The sequence below is a fragment of the Flavobacterium chilense genome (assembly GCF_001602525.1).
Lineage (GTDB): Bacteria > Bacteroidota > Bacteroidia > Flavobacteriales > Flavobacteriaceae > Flavobacterium > Flavobacterium chilense.
This window is the reverse complement of the sequence record NZ_LSYT01000007.1, coordinates 206,587-228,667: the sequence shown is the minus strand read 5'-3', so window position 1 is coordinate 228,667 and position 22,081 is coordinate 206,587. Positions and strand designations below refer to the sequence as shown.

Annotated in this window: 22 protein-coding genes and 2 tRNA genes; 9 read left to right on the top strand and 15 right to left on the bottom strand. The window is 34.0% G+C overall.

Features of this window, described 5'->3' with window-relative positions:
- Positions 1 to 65: 65 nt before the first annotated feature.
- Positions 66 to 1,073 carry a 3-oxoacyl-ACP synthase III family protein gene (locus A4F88_RS17360; RefSeq protein WP_068843893.1) on the bottom strand — a complete coding sequence of 336 codons (1,008 nt, stop codon included), beginning with the start codon at positions 1,071 to 1,073 and terminating at the stop codon, positions 66 to 68.
- Positions 1,074 to 1,337: 264 nt separating this feature from the next.
- Between A4F88_RS17360 and A4F88_RS17355 the strand changes: the two genes are divergently transcribed.
- Positions 1,338 to 3,749: a S9 family peptidase gene (locus A4F88_RS17355; RefSeq protein WP_068843892.1), complete on the top strand. Its 2,412-nt coding sequence runs from the start codon at positions 1,338 to 1,340 to the stop codon at positions 3,747 to 3,749.
- Positions 3,750 to 3,814: 65 nt separating this feature from the next.
- Here the strand turns inward: A4F88_RS17355 and A4F88_RS17350 are convergent, their stop codons facing one another.
- The 3 genes from A4F88_RS17350 to A4F88_RS17340 form a co-directional block, all read right to left on the bottom strand.
- Positions 3,815 to 4,765 carry an ABC transporter ATP-binding protein gene (locus A4F88_RS17350; RefSeq protein ID WP_068843891.1) on the bottom strand — a complete coding sequence of 317 codons (951 nt, stop codon included), beginning with the start codon at positions 4,763 to 4,765 and terminating at the stop codon, positions 3,815 to 3,817.
- 105 nt (positions 4,766 to 4,870) lie between these two features.
- The gene (locus tag A4F88_RS17345) at positions 4,871 to 5,566 is read right to left on the bottom strand and encodes a YiaD family glycine zipper/OmpA-like lipoprotein (protein WP_068843890.1); all 696 of its coding nucleotides are present in this window, start codon (positions 5,564 to 5,566) and stop codon (positions 4,871 to 4,873) included.
- Between the two features lie 17 nt (positions 5,567 to 5,583).
- Positions 5,584 to 6,087 carry a lipocalin family protein gene (locus A4F88_RS17340; RefSeq protein ID WP_068844055.1) on the bottom strand — a complete coding sequence of 168 codons (504 nt, stop codon included), beginning with the start codon at positions 6,085 to 6,087 and terminating at the stop codon, positions 5,584 to 5,586.
- A 203-nt stretch (positions 6,088 to 6,290) separates the two neighbouring features.
- On the opposite strand from A4F88_RS17340, the gene htpG reads away from it, so the two are divergent.
- The 3 genes from htpG (at position 6,291) to A4F88_RS17325 (ending at position 9,965) form a co-directional block, all read left to right on the top strand.
- Positions 6,291 to 8,174: a molecular chaperone HtpG gene (htpG, locus tag A4F88_RS17335; RefSeq protein ID WP_068844053.1), complete on the top strand. Its 1,884-nt coding sequence runs from the start codon at positions 6,291 to 6,293 to the stop codon at positions 8,172 to 8,174.
- A 124-nt stretch (positions 8,175 to 8,298) separates the two neighbouring features.
- Positions 8,299 to 9,126 (top strand): hypothetical protein, encoded by an 828-nt coding sequence (locus A4F88_RS17330; protein WP_068843889.1) that lies wholly within the window; start codon positions 8,299 to 8,301, stop codon positions 9,124 to 9,126.
- A 122-nt stretch (positions 9,127 to 9,248) separates the two neighbouring features.
- Positions 9,249 to 9,965, top strand: a complete 717-nt coding sequence (locus A4F88_RS17325) for a DUF4369 domain-containing protein (RefSeq protein ID WP_068843888.1) — start codon at positions 9,249 to 9,251, stop codon at positions 9,963 to 9,965.
- A gap of 144 nt (positions 9,966 to 10,109) precedes the next feature.
- Here A4F88_RS17325 and A4F88_RS17320 read toward each other — a convergent pair whose 3' ends face one another.
- The 8 genes from A4F88_RS17320 to idi all read right to left on the bottom strand — a co-directional run bounded on the left by A4F88_RS17320 (position 10,110) and on the right by idi (position 13,800).
- Positions 10,110 to 10,568, bottom strand: coding sequence for a hypothetical protein (locus A4F88_RS17320; protein WP_068843887.1), 459 nt, complete (start codon positions 10,566 to 10,568; stop codon positions 10,110 to 10,112).
- A 138-nt stretch (positions 10,569 to 10,706) separates the two neighbouring features.
- Positions 10,707 to 10,780, bottom strand: a tRNA-Thr gene (locus tag A4F88_RS17315).
- A gap of 109 nt (positions 10,781 to 10,889) precedes the next feature.
- Positions 10,890 to 10,963 (bottom strand) — tRNA-Thr (locus tag A4F88_RS17310).
- A 77-nt stretch (positions 10,964 to 11,040) separates the two neighbouring features.
- Positions 11,041 to 11,307: a hypothetical protein gene (locus A4F88_RS17305; protein ID WP_068843886.1), complete on the bottom strand. Its 267-nt coding sequence runs from the start codon at positions 11,305 to 11,307 to the stop codon at positions 11,041 to 11,043.
- A gap of 57 nt (positions 11,308 to 11,364) precedes the next feature.
- Complete coding sequence (locus A4F88_RS17300) at positions 11,365 to 12,333, bottom strand: type I phosphomannose isomerase catalytic subunit (protein ID WP_068843885.1); 969 nt, start codon at positions 12,331 to 12,333, stop codon at positions 11,365 to 11,367.
- Positions 12,334 to 12,377: 44 nt separating this feature from the next.
- Positions 12,378 to 12,836: a peroxiredoxin gene (locus A4F88_RS17295; RefSeq protein WP_068843884.1), complete on the bottom strand. Its 459-nt coding sequence runs from the start codon at positions 12,834 to 12,836 to the stop codon at positions 12,378 to 12,380.
- Positions 12,837 to 13,250: a 6-pyruvoyl trahydropterin synthase family protein gene (locus A4F88_RS17290; protein WP_068843883.1), complete on the bottom strand. Its 414-nt coding sequence runs from the start codon at positions 13,248 to 13,250 to the stop codon at positions 12,837 to 12,839.
- Positions 13,251 to 13,272: 22 nt separating this feature from the next.
- Positions 13,273 to 13,800: an isopentenyl-diphosphate Delta-isomerase gene (gene idi / locus A4F88_RS17285; protein ID WP_068843882.1), complete on the bottom strand. Its 528-nt coding sequence runs from the start codon at positions 13,798 to 13,800 to the stop codon at positions 13,273 to 13,275.
- 296 nt (positions 13,801 to 14,096) lie between these two features.
- On the opposite strand from idi, the gene msrB reads away from it, so the two are divergent.
- The 4 genes from msrB (at position 14,097) to A4F88_RS17265 (ending at position 17,874) form a co-directional block, all read left to right on the top strand.
- Positions 14,097 to 14,651, top strand: coding sequence for a peptide-methionine (R)-S-oxide reductase MsrB (msrB, locus tag A4F88_RS17280; RefSeq protein ID WP_068843881.1), 555 nt, complete (start codon positions 14,097 to 14,099; stop codon positions 14,649 to 14,651).
- Positions 14,652 to 14,658: 7 nt separating this feature from the next.
- Positions 14,659 to 15,276, top strand: a complete 618-nt coding sequence (msrA, locus tag A4F88_RS17275) for a peptide-methionine (S)-S-oxide reductase MsrA (RefSeq protein ID WP_073075442.1) — start codon at positions 14,659 to 14,661, stop codon at positions 15,274 to 15,276.
- Positions 15,277 to 15,407: 131 nt separating this feature from the next.
- On the top strand, positions 15,408 to 16,811 hold the full coding sequence (locus tag A4F88_RS17270) for an aminopeptidase P N-terminal domain-containing protein (RefSeq protein WP_068843880.1): 1,404 nt from the start codon (positions 15,408 to 15,410) through the stop codon (positions 16,809 to 16,811).
- 103 nt (positions 16,812 to 16,914) lie between these two features.
- A complete protein-coding gene (locus A4F88_RS17265; RefSeq protein WP_068843879.1) occupies positions 16,915 to 17,874 on the top strand; it encodes a quinone oxidoreductase family protein in 960 nt (319 codons plus the stop codon).
- A 187-nt stretch (positions 17,875 to 18,061) separates the two neighbouring features.
- Here the strand turns inward: A4F88_RS17265 and A4F88_RS17260 are convergent, their stop codons facing one another.
- From A4F88_RS17260 to A4F88_RS17250, 3 genes are all read right to left on the bottom strand, one after another.
- Positions 18,062 to 19,150 (bottom strand): DUF6630 family protein, encoded by a 1,089-nt coding sequence (locus tag A4F88_RS17260; RefSeq protein WP_068843878.1) that lies wholly within the window; start codon positions 19,148 to 19,150, stop codon positions 18,062 to 18,064.
- 39 nt (positions 19,151 to 19,189) lie between these two features.
- On the bottom strand, positions 19,190 to 19,891 hold the full coding sequence (locus tag A4F88_RS17255) for an SMI1/KNR4 family protein (protein ID WP_068843877.1): 702 nt from the start codon (positions 19,889 to 19,891) through the stop codon (positions 19,190 to 19,192).
- A 75-nt stretch (positions 19,892 to 19,966) separates the two neighbouring features.
- Positions 19,967 to 21,526 (bottom strand): NAD(P)/FAD-dependent oxidoreductase, encoded by a 1,560-nt coding sequence (locus A4F88_RS17250; RefSeq protein WP_068843876.1) that lies wholly within the window; start codon positions 21,524 to 21,526, stop codon positions 19,967 to 19,969.
- Positions 21,527 to 21,833: 307 nt separating this feature from the next.
- Here A4F88_RS17250 and A4F88_RS17245 point away from each other — a divergent pair, with 307 nt between their 5' ends.
- Entirely contained in the window at positions 21,834 to 22,073 is a 240-nt protein-coding gene (locus A4F88_RS17245; protein WP_068843875.1) for a hypothetical protein, read from the top strand.
- The last annotated feature ends 8 nt before the right edge of the window (positions 22,074 to 22,081 follow it).

Sequence of the window (22,081 nt, the reverse complement as noted above, 5' to 3'; positions counted from 1 at the left end):
TACATATAAAAAAAACCTGCTCTAAAAAAGAGCAGGTTTTAAAATATAATGCAAGATGAATTAATTTACCATTTGATAATAGCACTCGCCCAGGTAAATCCACTACCAAAAGCAGCCAAAACAACTGTATCTCCAGATTTGATTTTTCCTTGTTCCCAGGCTTCAGTCAAAGCAATCGGAATAGACGCTGCAGTTGTGTTTCCGTATTTCTGAATATTATTATGAACCTGATCATCTGTTAATTTGAATTTATTCTGAATGAACTGTGAAATTCTCAAATTTGCCTGATGCGGAATCAACATGTCAATATCTGAAACCTGTAAACCATTTGCTTCCAGTCCTTCATTGATTACCTCAGCAAAACGAACTACAGCATTTTTAAATACAAACTGTCCGTTCATGTATGGGTAATAACTTTCATCATTAGGATCATTATCAGCAATAATATCCGTTACCCAACGTGCACCCATTCCCGGTGCCTGTAGAGCTAATTCTTCGGCGTGCTGTCCTTCTGAATGTAAGTGAGTTGATAAAATTCCTTTAGTCAAATCTTCCTCGCGGCTCAAAACTGCTGCTCCTGCCCCATCTCCAAAAATTACCGAAACTCCACGTCCGCGGGTTGTCATATCTAATCCGGTTGAATGTACCTCTGAACCAATCACCAAAATATTTTTATACATTCCGGTTTTAATATATTGATCGGCTACAGAAATAGCATAAACAAAACCTGAACATTGATTTCTAACATCTAATGCTCCAACAGTTCGTAATCCTAAATCACGCTGTACTAAAACACCAGGTCCTGGAAAATAGTAATCCGGACTTAACGTTGCAAAAACTACAAAATCAATATCTTCTTTGGCTACGCCTGAACGTTCTATTGCAATTTTAGCCGCTTTTACTCCCATCGAAGTTGTGGTATCTTCGCCACGAATGATGTGTCTTCTTTCCTGAATTCCTGTTCTTTCCTGAATCCATTCGTCATTGGTCTCCATAATCTTAGACAAATCATCGTTGGTCACAACATTTGAAGGAACATAATATCCTAAGCCCGCTATTTTTGAATGATACATATTCTTTTATTATTTGTTAAAAAATTGGATTGCAAATTTAAGTATACTTTAAAACATAAGCGTACAAATTACTATTTTTTTCGTTATTAGCAATTTAATATACTTTAATTATATATCTAATTAAAGCTGTTTGCTTTTAGAAAAAACAGTTTTTGCATCAAAACAATGAAAAAGTATAAAAAAGAACATATTAAATGTAACGAAACTAAACTATCTTAGTCAAACATTTATCAATACCATTTTTAAACCCATAAAATTCAAATTATGAAATTAAAGGTTACACTATTCTTATTCTTAAACATTGGCTTTTTTGCCTTTGCTCAGGAAAATTTAACCTATCAAAAACCCTCTAAATCTATTTTAGATTTAGCTGATTATGAAAGAGCTCCCACAGTATCTATGGATACTAAAAAAGAGAATATGTTATTATTATACAGGAGTACATACAAAACTCTTGATGACCTTAACCAGGAAGAACTTCGTTTAGGAGGTTTGAGAATCAATCCGGTAACAAACATTTCAAGTACGGTAACTTACACTATTAATCTTAAATTAAGAAAAATTAGCGGTAAAGAAGAAGTACAGGTTGCGGGTTTACCAGACAATCCTAAAATAAGTAATATTTCATGGTCGCCAAACGACAAGAAAATTTTATTTTCTCACACTACAAATTCAGGGGTAGAACTTTGGGTTATTGATGTAGCAACTGCAAAAGCAACAAAACTTACTGAGGCAACTGTAAATGCTAATCTTGGTAATCCGTTTAGCTGGTTTTCAGACAACGAAACGGTTTTGGTAAAAATGCTTCCAAAAAACAGAAAACCTTTACTGGATTCTAAAAAAGATTTACCAACCGGACCAATTATTTCAAGCACTTCGGGAGCAAAATCGCAAAACAGAACATATCCTGATATGTTGAAAAACCAAAATGACGAAATCAATTTTGAAAACATTATGACTTCAGAATTGTATAAAGTTAACCTTAACGGAAATGCAACTTTGTTTAAAGAAGCGGCTATGTATGCCGGAGAAAGAATTTCGCCAGACGGTAACTTTATCATGATCACTACTATTCAAAAACCATTTTCATACGTAGTTCCATTAAACAGATTTCCATCCAGAACAATTGTTTATGATGCAAGAGGAAAAGAAATCAAAACGGTGAACGAAGTTCCTTTGAATGAAGTAATGCCAAAAGGTTTTATGGCAGTTCGTAAAGGAAAGAGAGAAATGACCTGGAGAAATGACAAACCGGCAACATTATCTTATGTAGTCGCTCTAGATGAGGGAGATCCTGCTAACAAAGTTGATTTTAGAGACGAAGTTTTTCTTTGGGATGCCCCTTTTACCAATAATGCTACATCATTAGTAAAAGTACCTCAACGTTACAACGACATTATTTGGGGGAATGATAATATTGCTTTCCTTACAGATGAGTGGTACGATACCCGTAATACCAAAACGTATTTGATTAATCCTTCTAATCCAGCGGAGCAACCAAAAATAATTACTGACAGAAACCAGCAGGATGTTTATTCTGATCCGGGAGTTTTTGAAACAAAAAAGAACGAATACAACAAATATGTTCTGGCTATCGAAAAAGATAATGCTTTCCGAATTGGAGACGGATATACTAAAGAAGGTCAATTTCCTTTTATTGACGAGTTCAATTTAAAAACCTTAAAAGCAAAACGTATTTATACTTCAACTTACAAGGATAAAAAAGAAGACTTATTAGAGATAGAAGATTTTAAATCTGGTAAAGTTTTAGTTCAGATACAATCTAAAAGCGAATATCCGAACTATTATTTCAGAAACATTAAAAAGCAAAATAGTCTAACACCAATTACCTCTTTCAAAAATCCATTTGAAAGCATCAAGAATGTGAGTAAAGAGGTGATTAAATACAAACGTAAAGATGGTGTTGAACTTTCAGGAACTTTATATTTACCTGCCGGTTATGACAAAGTAAAGAAAGAAAAACTGCCTTTATTAATCTGGGCTTATCCTGCAGAATACAAAGATAAAAACAGTGCCGGGCAATCTACTCAAAACTCAAACGAATTTACATTTCCTTATTACGGATCATTTGTATATTGGGTAACTAAAGGATATGTTGTTCTTGACGATGCTGCTTTCCCTATTATTGGTGAAGGAACCACAGAACCTAACGATAACTTTATACCTCAATTAGTAGCAAATGCAGAAGCTGCTATTGATGCTGTTGATGCTTTAGGCTATATTAACCGTAAAAAAGTAGCAGTTGGAGGACATTCTTACGGAGCTTTTATGACCGCTAATTTATTAACACATTCTAACTTGTTTGCTTGCGGAATTGCCAGAAGTGGTGCTTACAACAGAACTTTAACTCCATTTGGTTTCCAAAGCGAGCAACGTAATTACTGGGAAGTTCCTGAGGTTTACACCGCAATGTCTCCTTTTATGAATGCTGATAAAATGAAAACACCATTATTACTAGTTCATGGTGAAGCAGATAATAATCCTGGAACTTTTACATTACAAACAGAACGTTATTACCAAGCTTTAAAAGGTTTAGGAGCCACTACAAGAATGGTGATTTTACCTAAAGAAGCACATAGTTATGTAGCCAAAGAAAACATTTTACACTTACTTTGGGAACAAGATCAGTTTTTAGAAAAGTACTTAAAAAACTAAACTTCTTTTCTTTCTATAAATAACAAACCCGACAGTTTTAAAAAGCTGTCGGGTTTTATTTTGTTTTACAGATAATTTAAACCTAAAAATATTTCCTGTTCAAGTGGCAAATCTATTTCGCTTTCAAAGAAAACAAGTTGCCTTTTATAAACGGTTTCGATTAAATAATGATTTCCCCTAAAATAAGTTCTTCTAATTTTTACGGGTAAATTAGATTCGGCTACCATTTTAAACTGATGCGGATAAACTAAAGTTTTATGCGTCTCATCCTCATATGGCAGTAATAAATGAGTTGGAATTTCATTTACTTCACCAAATAACGAAGCTACGTATTTAGTTTCTGGATCTTCATATATTTTAATTGGATTATCTTTTACAATAATCTCTCCGTTTCGCATTACAATGGCTTCATCTGCAAATGACAAAGCATCTGTACTGTCGTGTGTTGCAATAATACAGGTAATTCCTTTTTGTTTCAGATATCGAAATAAGTTTCTACGTAAAGCATTTTTACGAAAAGCATCAATTTGACTAAAAGGTTCATCTAACAAAATTACTTCCGGTTCCAGAGCCAAAACTCTCACCAAAGCGACTCTTTGTTGCTGTCCTCCACTTAAAAATTTAGCCTTTACATTAGAGAATGATTCCATTTCTACCATTTCTAGTAATTCCTGAACTCTTAGTTTTTTCATATTGGCAAAACCGTTTGAGAGAAATTTTCCAACGTTTTCTGCCACCGTTTCAAACGGAGAAAGGTCAAAATCCTGAGCCAGATACTTCATAAATGGCATTCCAGGAATCAAATTATATTTAGGACCTAAAATAGGCTTATCATTATAAAAAATCTTGCCTTCATTTAAATCATATAAACCGTATATAAGTTTAAGAAGCGTACTTTTTCCACAGCCGCTTTCTCCAATAATAGCAATATTTTCGCCTTTATTTATGGTAAAAGAAACGTTTTTTATAACAGGGTTTTCGGTGTACGAAAAAGAAATATTCTGAATGTCGAGCATGGGTTATATTTGAAAGTCCAAATTTACAATGTTTAATTTCTAAAGTCAAAAAAAAGCTGCTTCAATTATGAAACAGCTTTTAAGAAATTTTATTGCGTTTGAAAACTATTTTCCAGCCTGAGCTTTAGCATCGTTTACCATTTTGTCGTTTGCTGTAATAGAAAACTCTACACGACGGTTTTGAGCTCTTCCTTCCGGAGTATCATTTGTTGCAATTGGATCTACAATACCTAAACCTGAAGTTTTAAAACGGCTTGATTTTAATCCTTTTGAAACTAAATAAGCCTGCACAGAAGCTGCTCTTTGTCCTGAAAGCGTTAAGTTATATTCTGGTTTACCTGTATTATCAGTATAACCAAAAATCTGAATATCAGTATCTCCGTATTCATTAAATACAGGGACCAATTTATCTAAATTAGTTTTAGCCTGAGCAGTAAGAGTTGATTTATTAGTATCAAAACGAACAGCATTTTCGTTTAATGTTAAGTGAATTCCTTCACCTACTCTTTCTACAGATGCACCTGGTAAAGCCTGATCAATTTCACGTGCTTGTTTATCCATTTTGTTTCCAATAAGAGCACCAGTTCCACCACCAACAGCAGCACCAATAGCAGCACCCAAAGCAGCGTTTCCGCCATGTCCTAAATTATTTCCTAAAATACCACCAATTATCCCACCGGCAACTACTCCAATTCCGGCTCCTTTTTGTGTATTATTTGCATTTTTAACTGAATCGCAACTTGTAAAAAAACTAGCTATTACAAGTAAACTACTCAAACCTAATACTTTTATCTTTTTCATATTATCTGTTTTTAATTTTAATTGGCTCTTTGAAATTGGTAAGTAACGTCTTTAACTTGTCCACCAACATTGATATTGTCAATTAACTGAAAAGAATTATCAGTTAAACCAGCTACTTTTAGTAAGTAACCATCTCTCACTTTTTTTGCTTTTATACCAGCATCAAGAATTTTTAGAACAAACATTCCCTGATTGTTGATACTCCAAACAATTGGCGAATTAAAACCAGTACAGCTTGGTGCATTTAAAGCCATTGAACCTTTATTATTGTTTGAAATAAAGTTCCAGGTACTGCCAATAAAACATTTAGAATCAGCAAGATCAAAAGAATTTACTTTGATATATTCTGAACCAGGATAAGATACGTTGGTTAATACCCAATTTCCTTTAATAGCTACTTGAGTAGGTCTGTCAAGTTTAGTCGATAGTGTAGTGCCTTCAGTTGAAGCAGTTGTAGACGAAGCTGATTTACACGCGAATAACATCGTGGCGATCATGCAAATGAAAATAATTTTCTTCATTTTGTACATTTTTAAGTTAATTACTTACAGATTTAACAATTATTATACCACAAAGATACAATTCATTGGAATATCTTCTGTTGTAAAATCCGATTATTTTCTTTCAAGATTAACACTTGCGCCATTTTGTCACCCAAAAAAACATTGGTATTCTATTTGAAGAAATGAAAATCATCACTTTAAACTCAAAAAATAAAAAAAATATGACAACAGGTAAAATTAATGTTTCGGTTGAAAACATCTTTCCCTTAATCAAAAAGTTCTTGTACAGCGATCACGAAATCTTTTTACGTGAGCTGGTTTCAAATGGAACAGACGCCACTTTAAAACTAAAACACCTTATTAGTATTGGCGAAGCTAAAGTAGAATACGGCAATCCGGTTATCGAAATCAAAGTTGACAAAGAAGGAAAAAAAATCCACATTATTGACCAGGGGTTAGGAATGACAGCTGATGAAGTAGAAAAATACATCAATCAGGTTGCTTTTTCCGGAGCTGAAGAATTCTTGGATAAATACAAAGATTCTGCTAAAGATTCGGGAATTATTGGTCATTTTGGTCTTGGATTCTACTCTGCATTTATGGTTGCTGAAAAAGTAGAAATCATTACTAAATCATACAAAGATGAGCCAGCTGCACACTGGACATGCGACGGAAGCCCGGAGTTCACTTTAGAGCCGGCTGACAAAACTTCACGTGGTACAGAAATCATCCTGCATATTGCTGAGGACTCACTTGAATTTTTAGAAGATTCAAAAATCAGCGGATTATTAAGCAAGTACAACAAATTCATGCCTATTCCGATTAAATTCGGAACAAGAACAGAAACACTTCCAAAACCGGAAGATGCTCCTGAAGATTACGTAAACGAAACAATCGAAGTTGACAATATCATCAACAACCCAAATCCGGCATGGACAAAACAACCATCTGAATTATCTGAAGAAGATTACAAAAACTTCTACAGAGAGCTGTATCCTATGCAATTTGAAGATCCGTTATTCAATATTCACTTAAACGTAGATTATCCGTTTAACCTGACAGGAATTTTATATTTCCCTAAATTAGGTACGGATATGCAAATTCAGAAAGATAAAATTCAGTTGTACCAAAACCAGGTTTATGTTACTGATAATGTAGAAGGAATTGTACCTGAATTTTTGACGATGTTAAAAGGTGTAATTGATTCACCGGATATCCCGTTGAACGTTTCCCGTTCAGGATTACAAGCTGATGGTGCAGTTAAGAAAATTTCAAACTACATCACACGTAAAGTTGCGGATAAACTAAAAGCTTTATTTAATGAAAACCGTGCTGATTTTGAAGAAAAATGGAACGACATTAAAATTGTTTTAGAATACGGAATGCTTTCTGAAGATAAATTCTACGAAAAAGCAGGCGCATTTGTTTTATATCCTACTGTAGACAATACTTACTTTACTTTAGAGGAATTAAAAGAAAAACTAAAAGAAAACCAAACTGATAAAGATGGTAAACTTGTAGTTCTATATGCTGGAAACAAAGAAGCACAACACTCTTATATTGAAACAGCAAAAGAAAAAGGATACGAAGTATTGCTTTTAGATTCTCCGATTATTTCGCATTTGATTCAAAAAATCGAAAACGACAATAAAGATGTAACTTTTGTTCGTGTAGATTCTGATCATATTGATAACTTAATCAAAAAAGACGAAAACACAATTTCAAAATTGTCTGATGAAGAAAAAGCAACTTTAAAAACTTCATTAGAAGCTTATATCCCTAAAGCTTACAGCGTACAACTGGAAGCAATGGATAGTCAGGCAGCTCCATTTATCATTACGCAACCTGAATTTATGCGTAGAATGAAAGAAATGAGCCAGTCTGGCGGCGGCGGAATGTTCGGAATGGGCAATATGCCAGAGATGTACAACCTGGTTGTAAACACCAACTCTGATCTGGCAACAAACATCCTGAATACTGAAGACAAAACACATCAGGAACATTTGGTAAAACAGGCTTTAGACTTAGCAAAATTATCGCAAAACCTATTAAAAGGAGAAGCTTTAACTGCTTTTGTTAAAAGAAGTTTTGAGATGATCAAATAATTTTTTGATTCATATATACGTTATAAAATCCTGTAGGCTCTGCTTACAGGATTTTTTTATTACAATTCGTTTTTTTTATTACATTTGAATGCCTTATTAATCTAACCTTAAACCCCAAACTACTATGAAAAAGAGTCTTTTTTTACTTCTAACAATTTGTGCAACAGGACTAACCTACGTTTCATGCTCAAGCAACGACGACAGCAGCAAGCAGGCTGATGTTTCATCGGTAGGAGCTTCAATTGCTATTGACGCCACCAATGAAATGGACATTAAAACCGGATTAATTGTTTCAACAAAAAGTGCCGCAACAACCAAATCAACAGAAACTACACCCGGAATTTGCGCCACTATTACAGTAGTTCAGGAAAGCACAACATCTTATCCAAAAGTATTTACTGTAGATTACGGAACCACCGGCTGTACCGATAACTTAATCACCAGAAAAGGAAAATTAAAAATTACACTTTCCGGTCCTATAACTACAACAGGAAGCAAAATGACAATTGAAAGAATCGACTATTCGATCAACGGAATAAAACTGGCAGGTACTATTGAATACACCAATACAACAACTGTCGCTACAGTACCTCAATGGAGCAGAAAAGTTACCGGAGGAAAATTTACTGATTTAGTTGGAAGGGTTTACCTTAGTTCCGGAAGCTGGACTGTAAAACAAACTGCAGGCGTTGACACTCCTTTTGTTCTGGACGACAATGTTTACGAAATGACAGAAGGAACCCATACTATAGCGGATTCAAACGGCGGAACTTTGACATTAACAGTTCAGGAATCTTTGATTAAAAAATATTCCTGCGAATTTATTTCGAAAGGAAAATTAAAAGTTCAGGGCGGTCTACTAAATGGGGTTGTTGATTATGGAAATAATGATTGCGATAGCAAATACACTTACACACACGAAAACGGATCTACATACAACCTGGTAATGTAACACCCTAATTCTTATAAAAATAACAAATCCCAATTTAGAAATTAGATTGGGATTTATTTTTTTTACAAACCTCATCACATTCAAACTATTTTCTTTATTTTGCACCAAAATCTAAAAAACCAATGAAAAAATCAATTATTGCCTTTGTTACACTTGCATTACTGGCATCTTGTAGCAAAAAAGAATCAACCGATAATTTACACCTTACAGGAAACATAAAAGGCTTAAAAAATGGGACTTTATATATTCAAAGAGTTGTTGATACCTCACTTGTTGCAATAGACAGTATCAAAATCGATGGAAACTCTTCTTTCGAAAGAGATATTAAATTAGAATCTCCGGAGATGCTTTATTTATTTCTGGATCGTGGCGTAACAAACTCAAAAGATAACAATATTATGTTTTTTGCAGAGCCTGGAAATCTTACTATTAACACCAGTTTAGATAATTTTATTTTTGACGCTAAAATTACAGGATCTAAAAATCAGGAATTGTATGATGAGTACAAGAAAATAAATTCCCGTTTTAATGATGAGAGCCTTTCTTTTGTTGAACCAAAATTTAAAGCAATCAAAAGACAAGATCAAAAAGCTATTGACAGTATTAATGCAAAAGAAGAATCCAACATCAAAAGAAAATATTTGTACGCTACCAACTTTGCTCTTAACCACAAAGATCACGAAATAGCGCCTTATATTGCTTTAGCAGAGATTTACGATATTAATGTCAAATTTTTGGACACGATTCAAAAATCAATGACTCCAAAAGTAGCCAACTCTTTATACGGAAAAAAGCTAACCAAATATGTTGCTGATATTAAAAAAGAACAACAAAAATAATTCTTAAACTCATAAAAAACGTCCTGAAAATTCAGGACGTTTTTTTTATATAAATTCCAGATCGAATTCTTTAACTACAAACCGTTTTACAACCAATATTACAAATCGAATTTGAGATTTAAAGACATTTTATCTGAAACAGCATTATCTTCCTAATAAGGCTCCGAAAATCCCCAGCACAAAGATCAGTGCATACAATACCAATATCGAAAGCATCAAAATACCAACAAATTTATAATGTGATTTAAGATATCCTAAAGAAGTCGTTAATGCTTCTGTATCATTTTCCCTGAAAGCTTTCTTTGCATTTGTAGCAAATTTATTCAAGTAATATACTGGAAAAAAATAAAGGGCTGCAATAAAGAAATAGAATACACCAATAAGAGCCCCAAAGGATCCTCCTCCCATTCCTCTCATACCAGGCATAGCTCCCATTGCCCCAAAAATAGATCCTGCAAAAACAGCAAGCAGAACCATTAATCCAATACCAACAAAACCTAAAATAGACAAGAAATAAGCCCATTTTGCGGTTTCTTTTAAAAAGTCTTTTGCAGTTTGGTCGAGCTGCAACTCAAATTTTTCAAAAACTGAAGTTTCTTCCATGGTTTATTATGTTTTGGTTAAGTAACAAACATAAGAAAATTATACTTACATTTTTACCTTAAATAAATCTACCTTTAGAATTCATAACTTTTCAGTTTAGAGCAAAAAAAACCATCACAATGTGATGGTTTTTCGTTGAGCCGATAGAGGGACTCGAACCCACGACCTGCTGATTACAAATCAGCTGCTCTAGCCAGCTGAGCTACATCGGCCTATTTTCCGGGTGCAAAGATAAAATTGTTTTTTATAATTCCAAAAAAAATTTCACACCTCTCTTTATTATTAAAAAAACCACCACATTTCTGTGATGGTTTTTGTTTGAGCCGATAGAGGGACTCGAACCCACGACCTGCTGATTACAAATCAGCTGCTCTAGCCAGCTGAGCTACATCGGCCTCATTACGGGTGCAAATATAAAGCGGTTTTTCGTTTTTACCAAAATAAATTTGCCCTTTTTTTATACTTTTTTTGCTTACAATTCGTTGATTTTAGCAATCAATTGATTAGCAGTTTCTTCCAACTCAACATTGATTTGTTTGAAGTGTGCTTTTTTATTTTCAACGTTCTTAGCATTCACTTTTGTGATCAAAGTATCAAAAGCAGTGATCGCTTCATCTACTAAAGCATTCGTTTCCGGAGTAGGATTTCCTGTTGTTGACATCTCAAACAAGTAAACTGCCTCAATAATATCTCCTAATACAAAATTGATGTCTTTCTTTAAATTCTTAACGTTTGCCATTTTTATTATAATTTTAATTTGCGTCTGCAAAAGTACACATAATCTTTATATTAAGTGCTATGAAATGTAAATTTCTAAAATTGAAGCTTTTCCATTCAAAATAAATGTATTTATCTCAGCAGGAACCAAAACGGTATCTCCTTTTATATAGGTTTGCTTAAAACCATCATATTCGATTTCAAAACTTCCTTCAATACACATGTAAACAGTAAAAGTCTCTCCTGATTTAGAAACCTCTGCCTTATCTTCTAACGGAATAAAATTGGTTGTAAAATAAGGACAATCAACTACAACATTTGATGTATTCGCTTTTGATTCGTATTTCTTTTGCGTGTCAACCTTATTGTAATTTATGGCATCCAGAGCCAAATCTACATGAAGTTCTCTGGTGTTTCCCTGAGCATCTTTTCTGTCAAAGTCATACAAACGATAGGTAATATCAGAAGTTTGCTGAATTTCAGCTACTACTAAACCCGCTCCAATGGCATGAACAGTTCCTGTTTCTAAAAAGAAAACATCACCTGCTTTTGCTTTTACATCATCTAAAATTGAAACTAATGTTTTATCGTGCAAATGCTTTAAATATTCCTCTTTACTGGAATTTTCTTTAAAACCAACAATAATTCTGGAATCAGGATCGGCTTGCATTACATACCACATTTCGGTTTTACCAAACGAGTTATGACGTTCTTTGGCTAATTTATCATTTGGATGTACCTGAATCGAAAGATCTTCACGTGCGTCCAGATATTTAAAAAGTAACGGAAATTGTTTCCCGAATCGGGAATAAACTTTTGTACCTAAAATTTCGTTTGGTTTTTCATCAATAAGATCCATTAATGATTTTCCTTTCAAAATTCCGTTTGACACCACACTTACATCGCCTTCAACAGTAGATAGCTCCCAACTTTCGCCAGTAATTTTTGAAGTAATGGGTTTATTAAGAATCGTCTTTAGTTTTTCTCCTCCCCAAATTCTGTCTTTCAGAATAGGTTCAAATTGTAAAGGATATAATTGTGGCTTCATAAATACGTTTTTTAGGCTAATACCTATATTAATTTTGATTTTTTCTATAACATTAATTCTTTGACTGTTTCGAGTGCTTTGGGAATATGCTTTCCGGCATTCATACTGTCAAAAATTAAAATAACAACACCATTTTTATCGATAACATATGTTACTCTTCCCGGTAAAAGACCAAATAAATTATTACGAACCCCAAAAAGGTGTCGTAACTTTTTATCCTGATCAGACAAAAGTATAAAAGGCAATTGGTGTTTGCTGGCAAATTTATGATGTGATTTTACACTATCGCTGCTTATACCAATAACCTCAGCGCCTAAATCCTTAAAATCTTCATATTGATCTCTAAAACTACAGGCTTCAGTAGTGCAGCCCGGTGTATTATCTTTTGGGTAAAAATAAATCACCAGAGGTTTTCGTCCCAAAACACTTTGGCTTTCAAAAACTTCTCCATGACTATCTTTTGCAGTAAAATTCGGAACTATATCTCCTATTTTTAATGACATTTATTCTTCTCCTTTATAAGTTACAAAATTGCGGTCCGTTTCATTCAGAACGATTTCTAAGTCAAAATCAGGCTGAATTCTTTTTTTAATTTTATTCCATATCACAACGGCAATATTTTCAGCAGTTGGATTCAAATCCTGAAATTCCGGAACATCCAGATTCAGGTTTTTGTGATCAAACGGTATTTCTACTTCATCTCGTATAATATCCGCTAATACTTTCACATCTAAAACAAAACCAGTTTCCGGGTCAATTTTTCCTGTAACACTTACTGTTAAACCATAATTATGACCATGAAAATTGGGGTTATTGCATTTTCCAAAAACAGCATCGTTTTTTTCAAATGTCCAATCTTTTCTGTGCAATCGATGTGCAGCATTAAAATGTGCTTTTCTTGATATGGTTACTTTCATTATTGGGTTGGTTAGTCTTGGGTTAAAGCTTATGATCTTCTAAATAGTGATCAAATTCATCAAAAATTATTTTAAACCATACGGTATAAATTTCAGGCTGTTTTGCTATATCGGCTTTTACATTTTCAATACTCATCCATTTCCAGGCTTCTACTTCTTCCGGATTTATGGCTGGTTCATCATTATAATAACCAATCATAACATGATCGAGTTCATGCTCTGTTAAACCATTATCAAAAGGCGCTTTATAAATAAAATGAAAAAGCTCTTTCAATTCTGTTTTAAAACCCATTTCTTCAAACAATCTTCGGCTTCCGGCTTCTATATTTGTTTCACCTTCGCGTTGATGACTACAACATGTGTTTGTCCAGAGTAAAGGTGAGTGGTATTTTTGATGAGCACGTTGCTGCAGCATAATTTCATTTTTATCATTTAAAATAAAAACCGAAAAAGCACGGTGCAAAACGGCCTTTTCATGTGCTTCTAATTTTGGCATTAAGCCAATCTGCTCATCATTTTGATTTACTAGTATTACGTTTTCTTCTATCATAAGGCTTATTGATCAAACAAAAATACGAAAAAAGAAATGGCTTGAAAATCTTATAGGAGATTGTGAAAAGTTTAACGAGCACCTGGTTTTACAAAAAACTGACTAGCAGCCAAATACAAATAATTTAACTTAAAAAAACCTTTAAAAACAAGCCTTAAAAACTAAATCTCTTTGTTTTACGTAAATAATAAAACGTTAAAACATACTTAAAAAAATCTCAATTGTCAGGTACACGTCATTTCAGGGTGAAATCTCGTTGTATCTTTGAAATCACAGAATTAAAGCACTCAAAAACAATGAAAACAAAAACTCAAATCTTCAGCCTTTGCTTTTTAATTCCGCTCTTTATTTTGCAGGCATGCGGGCAAAATGCAAAAAAACAAAATACCAAAACTGTAGCTATGGAAAATAAAATAAGTAAACCAGGCAATCCTTATTATTCAAATACAGATACCACTAAACTTCATGTAAGTAATGCCGAATGGAAAAAAGTACTACCAGAAGATGTTTACGACGTAATGCGAAATGCAGATACTGAAAGACCTTTTACCGGAAAATACTGGAATACGGACGAAAAAGGAACTTATTATTGTGCTTCATGCGGTAATAAACTTTTTCGCTCTGGTGCTAAATTTGCCAGCAGTTGCGGATGGCCAAGCTTTTTTGAACAAGACAATAAAAACAGCGTGGTTTATAAAAATGATAATTCTCTTGGAATGGAGCGTATCGAAGCCCTTTGCGGTCGTTGCGGCGGACATTTAGGCCATTTGTTTGATGATGGTCCTGCACCAACCGGAAAACGCTATTGCATGAATTCGATTGCCCTTGATTTTGTTCCTGATCATAAATAATACAGATATGAAAAATATAGTTTTGATTGCACTGTTTGCACTTTCCTTAAATGGGTTTGCACAAAATAATAAAACAAAAAGCGCCCCGAACTTAGAAACCATTACACTTGGCGGAGGCTGTTATTGGTGTGTTGAAGCCGTTTATGAAAATTTAGACGGAGTAAAATCTGTTGTATCAGGTTTTTCAGGAGGAAAAGTTGCCAATCCTACTTATGAAGAAGTTTGTACCGGGACAACCGGTCATGCCGAAGTTGTTCAGATTACTTATGATAAAAATGTAACCGATATAAACGAAATCTTTAAGGTTTTCTTTACCGTTCACGATCCAACAACATTAAACCGACAAGGTGCAGATGTTGGAACCCAATACCGTTCTGTTATTTTTTATAAAAATGCGGAGCAAAAAAATGCTGCCGAAAGTATTATTTCAGAACTAAACAAAGCAAAAGTATACAGCAGTCCGATTGTCACAAAAGTAGAACCTTTTAAAGCTTTCTATAAAGCCGAAGATTATCACCAGAATTATTATGCCAACAATAAAAATCAACCGTATTGTAAAATGGTCATTCAGCCTAAAATAGAAAAATTTGAAAAAGTCTTTAAAGACAAACTCAAAAAGAAATAACAGTACTTTATCTTGGTTAATATTAGTTGCCGTCTATGAAAATAGACGGTTTTTTTATGTCGTATTTTTCTGTAATAACAATTTATATTTTTTGTAATTTGCAAAAGCAAACTAACTTTAAAAACCATAAAATGAAGCAATTCTTTTCACTATTTGCATTATTCATTACATTTTCTCAGATTCAGTCTCAGGAAAATTTACCAACAGATTATCTTTCAAAAGAGTTTCATAAAGGACGACGTGAGGCTTTCAGAAATCTAATGCCTGCCAATTCGGTAGCTGTTATTTTTTCTTATCCCGAAAGAGTTTTCTCAAAAGACATTAATTACAATTACCATCAAAACCCGGATCTGTATTATCTAACAGGTTACAAAGAACCGGATGCTGTTTTATTAATTTTTAAAGAAACTCAGGGAAACGACAAATACAATGAAGTTCTATTTGTCAGAGAAAGAAATGCCAGCAAAGAAACATGGACCGGAAGACGCTTAGGAACCGAAGGTGCAAAATCTAAATTAGGCTTTACCAACGTTTATAACGGAAAAGATTTTAAAGATTTCTCTATTGATTTTAAAAAATTTGACAAGTTAATTTACGATAAAATCCCAACAGATATCGGCAATGATAAAAGCGGATTTGATCTTTATGGCTTATTGGAAACTTTTAAATCGAAATTCGGAATTATCAAAGAAAACGAAAACTCAACAGATCTTTTTACCTCCATCACCAACACGCTTCGGGAAATTAAAACACCTGAAGAAATGGATTTAATGCGTAAAACTGTTAAACTTTCCTGCATTGCACACAATGAAGTAATGAAAGCTGTTGGTCCGGACATGAGCGAAAATGAAGCTGACGGAATCCACGCTTATATTCACAGACATTATGGTGCCGAGGGCGAAGGTTATCCGCCAATTGTAGGCGCCGGAGCAAACGGATGTATTTTACATTATGGAGAAAACAACGCTACAAAAATTGACAATCAGTTATTGTTAATGGATGTTGGATCTGAATATCATGGTTATTCTGCCGATGTTACAAGAACAATTCCGGCAAACGGAAAATTTACCGAAGAGCAAAAAGCCATTTATCAACTTGTTTATGATGCTCAGGAAGAAGTTTTCAAAATTTGCAAACCCGGAACTCCAATTCAGAACCTGAATCAAAAAGCAAAAGAAATAATCACAAACGGATTGATCAAATTAGGAATTATTACAGATCCTAAAGATGTGAGACTTTACTATCCTCATGCCTGTTCCCATTTTCTTGGCTTAGATGTTCATGATAAAGGAAATTACATGAGCAATCTAAAAGAAAATATGATCCTCACTGTTGAACCCGGAATCTACATTCCGGCAAATAGTAAGTGCGACAAAAAATGGTGGAATATAGGTGTTCGTATCGAAGATGATCTCGCAATTACAAAAGATTCATACGAAAATCTTTCTGCTGAGTCTCCAAGAAAATGGCAGGATATTGAAAAACTAGCCTCGCAAAAAAGCACATTCAACGAAATGAAATTCCCTAAAATCTAATTATTTCAAACCATCGATTCATAAAATCTATTTAATCTTTTTGAATCTGTGGCTGTAAAAAATGAATTTTCACGTACTTTGTATTCCATAATTTAATTAAAAAATGAAAGCACTTACCTTCTCTACATTCGGAAATTCTGATGTTTTAGAATATATCGAAATTCCGAATCCTGAATTAAAAAGCGATGAGATTTTGGTCGAAATGAAAGCAATCGGATTAAACTTTGCCGATGTTTACAGACGAAAAGGAAACTATCATTTAAAAGGAAATCCGCCTTTTATTGCCGGATATGAAGGTGCCGGAATTGTTGTGGATGCCAATAATCATCCCGAATATAAAATTGGAGATCGTGTAGCTTTTGCTGATATTCCTTTTGCTAATGCCGAATTGGTTGCTGTAAACATTAATCATGTGCTTCCTTTACCTGAAGCCATTTCTTTTGAAACCGCTGCTGCAATCTTATTACAAGGTTTAACAGCACAATATCTAGCCACTGACAGCCATAAAACAACTCCGGGAGAAACGGTTCTAATACATGCTGTTGCCGGAGGAGTAGGTCAGATTCTAACACAAATCAGTAAATCATTAGGCGCAAATGTCATTGGCTTAACCTCATCTTCAGACAAAGCAAAAGTCGCTATCGAAAAAGGTGCAGATCATGTTTTTCTATATAATGACGATTGGAAATCTGAGGTATTAAAAACAATTCCAAAAGGCGTAGATGTCGTTTACGATAGCATTGGAAGCACCTTAACCACTAGTTTTGAGGTTACCAAAGAATGTGGTCAGGTGGTTTTCTTCGGGATGGCTGGCGGAGATCCTGAACCTGTAAATCCAAGAATGCTAATGGACACTTCTAAAACCCTAACCGGTGGAGATCTATGGAGCTATTTAAATTCAAAAGAAGAACGAATCAAAAGATCCAGTCAGTTATTTAATTGGATAATCGAAGGAAAGATTACACTTTCAGAACCAACATCCTTTAAATTATCCGAAGGAAAACTGGCGCACGATTATCTTGAAAGCCGAAAAAGTACCGGAAAAATCATTTTAATTCCATAAATAATAATTTGGGCGTGCCACCAATATAAAAAGGAGGCGACTATGCAAATCGCTTAGTCGCCTCCTTTTTATATTGCTGTCGGGCTATCCGCTCCGCTGCGGCGGACTGCTCCTATCCCTCACGCAAAAAAAACAATCATTTTTTATACCTTTTTCTCAAAAAAGACAAATTACAACTAAGTTTAGTTTACAACTGATCAACTTCAATTTTTGTTAACTCAGACAATTCTAAAATTCTGCCAACATCATTTTTATTGGCGACAAAAAACAAATAATTATCTCCATGTGTATCATAACTCATTAGTTCAAGATCACGTTTTTCTAAAGCCGATTGTATATAAGGAAACAAATCATGACTGTAAGTTTCTTCCGGATATTCGAAATTAAGATCTTCACCAATCATTTCAGAGATAAAATACTCTGCGTCTTCGGGATCAAATTTCCAGTCACTGTTCCAACAATTAATACTTTCAAAAAATTCCCAATGCCCATCAACTATATTGTGATAGTCTTTTGATTCTTTTTTTAAATTTTTCAAAAGCTTTTTAGATTGTTTTTTAAGTTCTTTTTCTTCAACATTTCCTCTTGAAACCAACCCAATAAACTCCTCAAAAATTTCCTGAGTAACTTCGACATCTTCCGGCAATAAATTTTCCTGCGAAGGAAGCTCTACACTTTCCGGAATTTCGATATTTAAATACTGACAAATTGCCTGCAAAACCAATTTAAAATCTTTAACCCCAATTTCCTGAGTTTCGTTTTTAGGCTTATTTACATCCAGCTGTTCAGCTCCCAGCAAACCTTCTGTATAGTCTAAAAAATAACTGCCGGAATATAAAATTTTAAAATCATTTGTTTCTAAACTATTGGTACAGCAAAAGAAAATGATAAAATTATTCAGAACATGCTTAAGATATTTTTTTGCTTCAGGGCTTGGTTCTGAATAAAACTGAATATGTATAAAATCATACTCTAAACCCTGCTGTATAATTTCATCAGAAAGAACTCCAATATCGTTTTTTTTATAAACTTCATTTAGAACTTCATAGGCATTATCAAAACCTGCTTTCTTGATTTCTGCTCTTCCATCTTCATGATCCAGCGAATACGGAAATGAATATAAATTAACCGATACAGAATCATGAATCCCTTTCATTTTAAATTCAATACTATTTGACTCATGATATAAGCATCCGTAAATTGAATCTATAACATCAAAAGAAATTATTGATTTTGGATCATTGTTTCTGCCAAAAAAAATAGAAAAGAAGCCCATTGCAATCTTATTTTAGAAATTATTTTAAAGTTTCCTTTATTACCATTCGCTCGAATATTTAAAACTCTGATCCATGTTTTCAAAAGGAATTATATTATTCAGGAGGTTTTTCAGTTCAATATCAGTCAATAATCCTCGTGCAGGCTCTTTCATGTTAGGAAAAACAATTTCATAATCGATAATCTCCCGTTTTAACATATGTCTCAAAAGACGATTTTGTTCCTCTGTTAAGTACTTATGATGAGATTTAAATACTGATTCAATATCATTTCGAAACTCTTCATCAGAAACCTCGTTATAAATATCCTGATTTGACATATCGGTTAACAGCATTTTAAAAATAAAATCCTGAAGATTCTTTGCCAGATAATCCACTTCATTTGCATCATGGTAAACATAAACTATTGGTATATTCGCATCATCTCCTCCATTTAGAAAAAAGCAATAGTCATCTCCTCCTCCACTTTTTGCAAACGGAATAAACTTAAATTCTTTATCTATGTTTCGATAATCATCAGAACCAGTAATATAAGCTATTTCTTCATCAACTGATTTTAAATTCAGTAATTCAAAATCATAAGAATGCAAAAGCAACGGTGGATTATCTTTTAATGTTGGGTAAACAAAAGTATACCAATCAGGCCCATATTCCCCAACATTTAGCATGCCATCAGCATCTAGTTGTTTGTATAAAGCGGGGAATTGAAATCCATATTTTGTTTCAATATCTTGTAGTGTCATATTTGAAATTCCGAAATAATATTATAACCAAAACTTCAAATATAGTGCTATTTTTATGACAAACCAATGAACAAACTACTTCAAAGATTCAGCAATCATCAAAGCACATTTTTCACCATCAATTGCTGCAGAAATAATTCCTCCTGCATATCCGGCTCCTTCTCCACAAGGATACAATCCTTTTATTTGCAAATGCTGTAAAGTCTGAGCATCTCTGGGAATTCTCACTGGCGATGACGTTCGGCTTTCCGGTGCATGCAAAATAGCTTCATTGGTCAAATAACCACGCATTGATTTTCCGAATTCTTTAAAACCTTCACGCAGAATCTGCGATAAAAATCCCGGAAAAACCTGTCCCATTTCAACCGAAGTTGTTCCGGGAACATAAGAGGTTTTCGGAATATCAGCAGAAACTTTATTTTGTGTAAAATCAACCATTCGTTGTGCCGGAACTTTTTGGGTTTGTCCAGCCAAATACCATGCTTTTTGTTCGATACTTTTTTGGAATTCCATTCCGGCCAAAGCCCCAAATTTTGCAAATGGTTTAAAATCTTCCAGTTTCAGTTCGATAACAATTCCTGAGTTTGCCGTTGCCTGATCACGTTTAGATGGCGACCAGCCATTTGTAACCACCTCGCCCGGACTTGTTGCACAAGGCGCAATTACACCACCCGGGCACATACAAAAAGAATACATACCACGGCCGTTAACCTGTTTTACAATCGAATAGGGAGCTGGCGGTAAATGTTCGCCACGATAATCACAACTGTACTGAATACTATCGATTAACTGCTGCGAATGTTCTGCACGAACTCCTAAAGCAAAAGGTTTTGCCTCAATAAAAATTTTCTTTTTATCTAATAATTCAAAAATATCTCGCGCCGAATGTCCGGTTGCTAATATCAATTTATTAGCAAGAATCTTATCTTCGTTTTGAGTTACTATACCTTCAACTTCATTATTTTTTACTAAAATATCTGTAACCCTGGTATCAAACAAAACCTGACCACCAAATTCTATAATTTTATTTCGGATGTCTTCGATAATTTTAGGCAATTTATTTGTTCCAATATGCGGATGCGCTTCGACCAAAATATCGTCTGAAGCACCAAATGCTACTAAAAGCTCTAAAATGCGGGTTACATCACCACGTTTTTTAGAACGTGTATACAATTTACCATCAGAATAAGTTCCTGCGCCTCCTTCTCCAAAACAATAATTCGAATCTTCATTTACAATATGCTCTACATTTATTGCTTTCAAATCACGTCGGCGGCCACGAACATCTTTTCCACGTTCGAGTACAATTGGCTTTAAGCCTAATTCGATTAATTGTAAAGCGGCAAAAAGTCCGGCTGGTCCTGCCCCAACTACAATTACTTCCTGAGCTGATGAAACATCTTTATAATTAGGAAGCTCAATTTTAGTTTCCTGAAAAGGCTCTCCTTTTAAATATATAAGAACTTTCAGGTTGATTTTTATAGCTTTCTGACGTGCATCAATTGAACGTTTTAAAATTGAGATGTGCTGAATTTCTACAGGAGAAACTTTTATTTGTTTAGACAAATAGTCTTTTAGCAGCAATTCGTTCGCAGCTATTTCTGGCGTTACCTGAAGTAAAAGTTCTCTTGGCATTGTATCTTATTTATTAGCTTTTCTTTCTATGAAAAGAAGACGCAAAAATAACATTTTAAAATGAGATTTTATCTCTAGCGTAAAATTTGCACGCAGATTAGCACAAGTCTAGGCAGATTGCATAATTATTTTTTAGCAAACTTGATTTATTTAGATTAAAAGATTTTCTTTTAACAATAGTTAGACACACTACAGTATGTCTCTACAGAAAAAAAAACTTAGAACCTTAGCATCTCAGAATCTCAGTACCTATTTTCCAAACAGACTTTGTACCTTTGCATCTCTGAACCTTTGCACCTTAAAAACAATGTCAAGAAAAATAAAACTGATTTGGGATTTTCGCGGACCTGCTTCTGCAAAAACAGCTGAACATCACGAAATTCATCTGAAAGAATTTATAGCAATTGAAAAGCTACCTTTAAATATTACAGGATTTAAAATTATAAACGATATGCATGCAACAGCATTTATGGTTGTCACGGATGAGAATATGATTCAGGTGAGAGACACTTTAAAACCGCATCGTGGGGAAGTTTATTCTGAGTAAGATGTGAA

Bases quoted from the DNA above. Each gene is read 5' to 3' on its own strand.
- A4F88_RS17360 (WP_068843893.1), bottom strand. From the start codon at position 1,073: ATGTATCATTCAAAAATAGCGGGCTTAGGATATTATGTTCCTTCAAAT.
- A4F88_RS17355 (WP_068843892.1), top strand. From the start codon at position 1,338: ATGAAATTAAAGGTTACACTATTCTTATTCTTAAACATTGGCTTTTTT.
- A4F88_RS17350 (WP_068843891.1), bottom strand. From the start codon at position 4,765: ATGCTCGACATTCAGAATATTTCTTTTTCGTACACCGAAAACCCTGTT.
- A4F88_RS17345 (WP_068843890.1), bottom strand. From the start codon at position 5,566: ATGAAAAAGATAAAAGTATTAGGTTTGAGTAGTTTACTTGTAATAGCT.
- A4F88_RS17340 (WP_068844055.1), bottom strand. From the start codon at position 6,087: ATGAAGAAAATTATTTTCATTTGCATGATCGCCACGATGTTATTCGCG.
- htpG (WP_068844053.1), top strand. From the start codon at position 6,291: ATGACAACAGGTAAAATTAATGTTTCGGTTGAAAACATCTTTCCCTTA.
- A4F88_RS17330 (WP_068843889.1), top strand. From the start codon at position 8,299: ATGAAAAAGAGTCTTTTTTTACTTCTAACAATTTGTGCAACAGGACTA.
- A4F88_RS17325 (WP_068843888.1), top strand. From the start codon at position 9,249: ATGAAAAAATCAATTATTGCCTTTGTTACACTTGCATTACTGGCATCT.
- A4F88_RS17320 (WP_068843887.1), bottom strand. From the start codon at position 10,568: ATGGAAGAAACTTCAGTTTTTGAAAAATTTGAGTTGCAGCTCGACCAA.
- A4F88_RS17305 (WP_068843886.1), bottom strand. From the start codon at position 11,307: ATGGCAAACGTTAAGAATTTAAAGAAAGACATCAATTTTGTATTAGGA.
- A4F88_RS17300 (WP_068843885.1), bottom strand. From the start codon at position 12,333: ATGAAGCCACAATTATATCCTTTACAATTTGAACCTATTCTGAAAGAC.
- A4F88_RS17295 (WP_068843884.1), bottom strand. From the start codon at position 12,836: ATGTCATTAAAAATAGGAGATATAGTTCCGAATTTTACTGCAAAAGAT.
- A4F88_RS17290 (WP_068843883.1), bottom strand. From the start codon at position 13,250: ATGAAAGTAACCATATCAAGAAAAGCACATTTTAATGCTGCACATCGA.
- idi (WP_068843882.1), bottom strand. From the start codon at position 13,800: ATGATAGAAGAAAACGTAATACTAGTAAATCAAAATGATGAGCAGATT.
- msrB (WP_068843881.1), top strand. From the start codon at position 14,097: ATGAAAACAAAAACTCAAATCTTCAGCCTTTGCTTTTTAATTCCGCTC.
- msrA (WP_073075442.1), top strand. From the start codon at position 14,659: ATGAAAAATATAGTTTTGATTGCACTGTTTGCACTTTCCTTAAATGGG.
- A4F88_RS17270 (WP_068843880.1), top strand. From the start codon at position 15,408: ATGAAGCAATTCTTTTCACTATTTGCATTATTCATTACATTTTCTCAG.
- A4F88_RS17265 (WP_068843879.1), top strand. From the start codon at position 16,915: ATGAAAGCACTTACCTTCTCTACATTCGGAAATTCTGATGTTTTAGAA.
- A4F88_RS17260 (WP_068843878.1), bottom strand. From the start codon at position 19,150: ATGGGCTTCTTTTCTATTTTTTTTGGCAGAAACAATGATCCAAAATCA.
- A4F88_RS17255 (WP_068843877.1), bottom strand. From the start codon at position 19,891: ATGACACTACAAGATATTGAAACAAAATATGGATTTCAATTCCCCGCT.
- A4F88_RS17250 (WP_068843876.1), bottom strand. From the start codon at position 21,526: ATGCCAAGAGAACTTTTACTTCAGGTAACGCCAGAAATAGCTGCGAAC.
- A4F88_RS17245 (WP_068843875.1), top strand. From the start codon at position 21,834: ATGTCAAGAAAAATAAAACTGATTTGGGATTTTCGCGGACCTGCTTCT.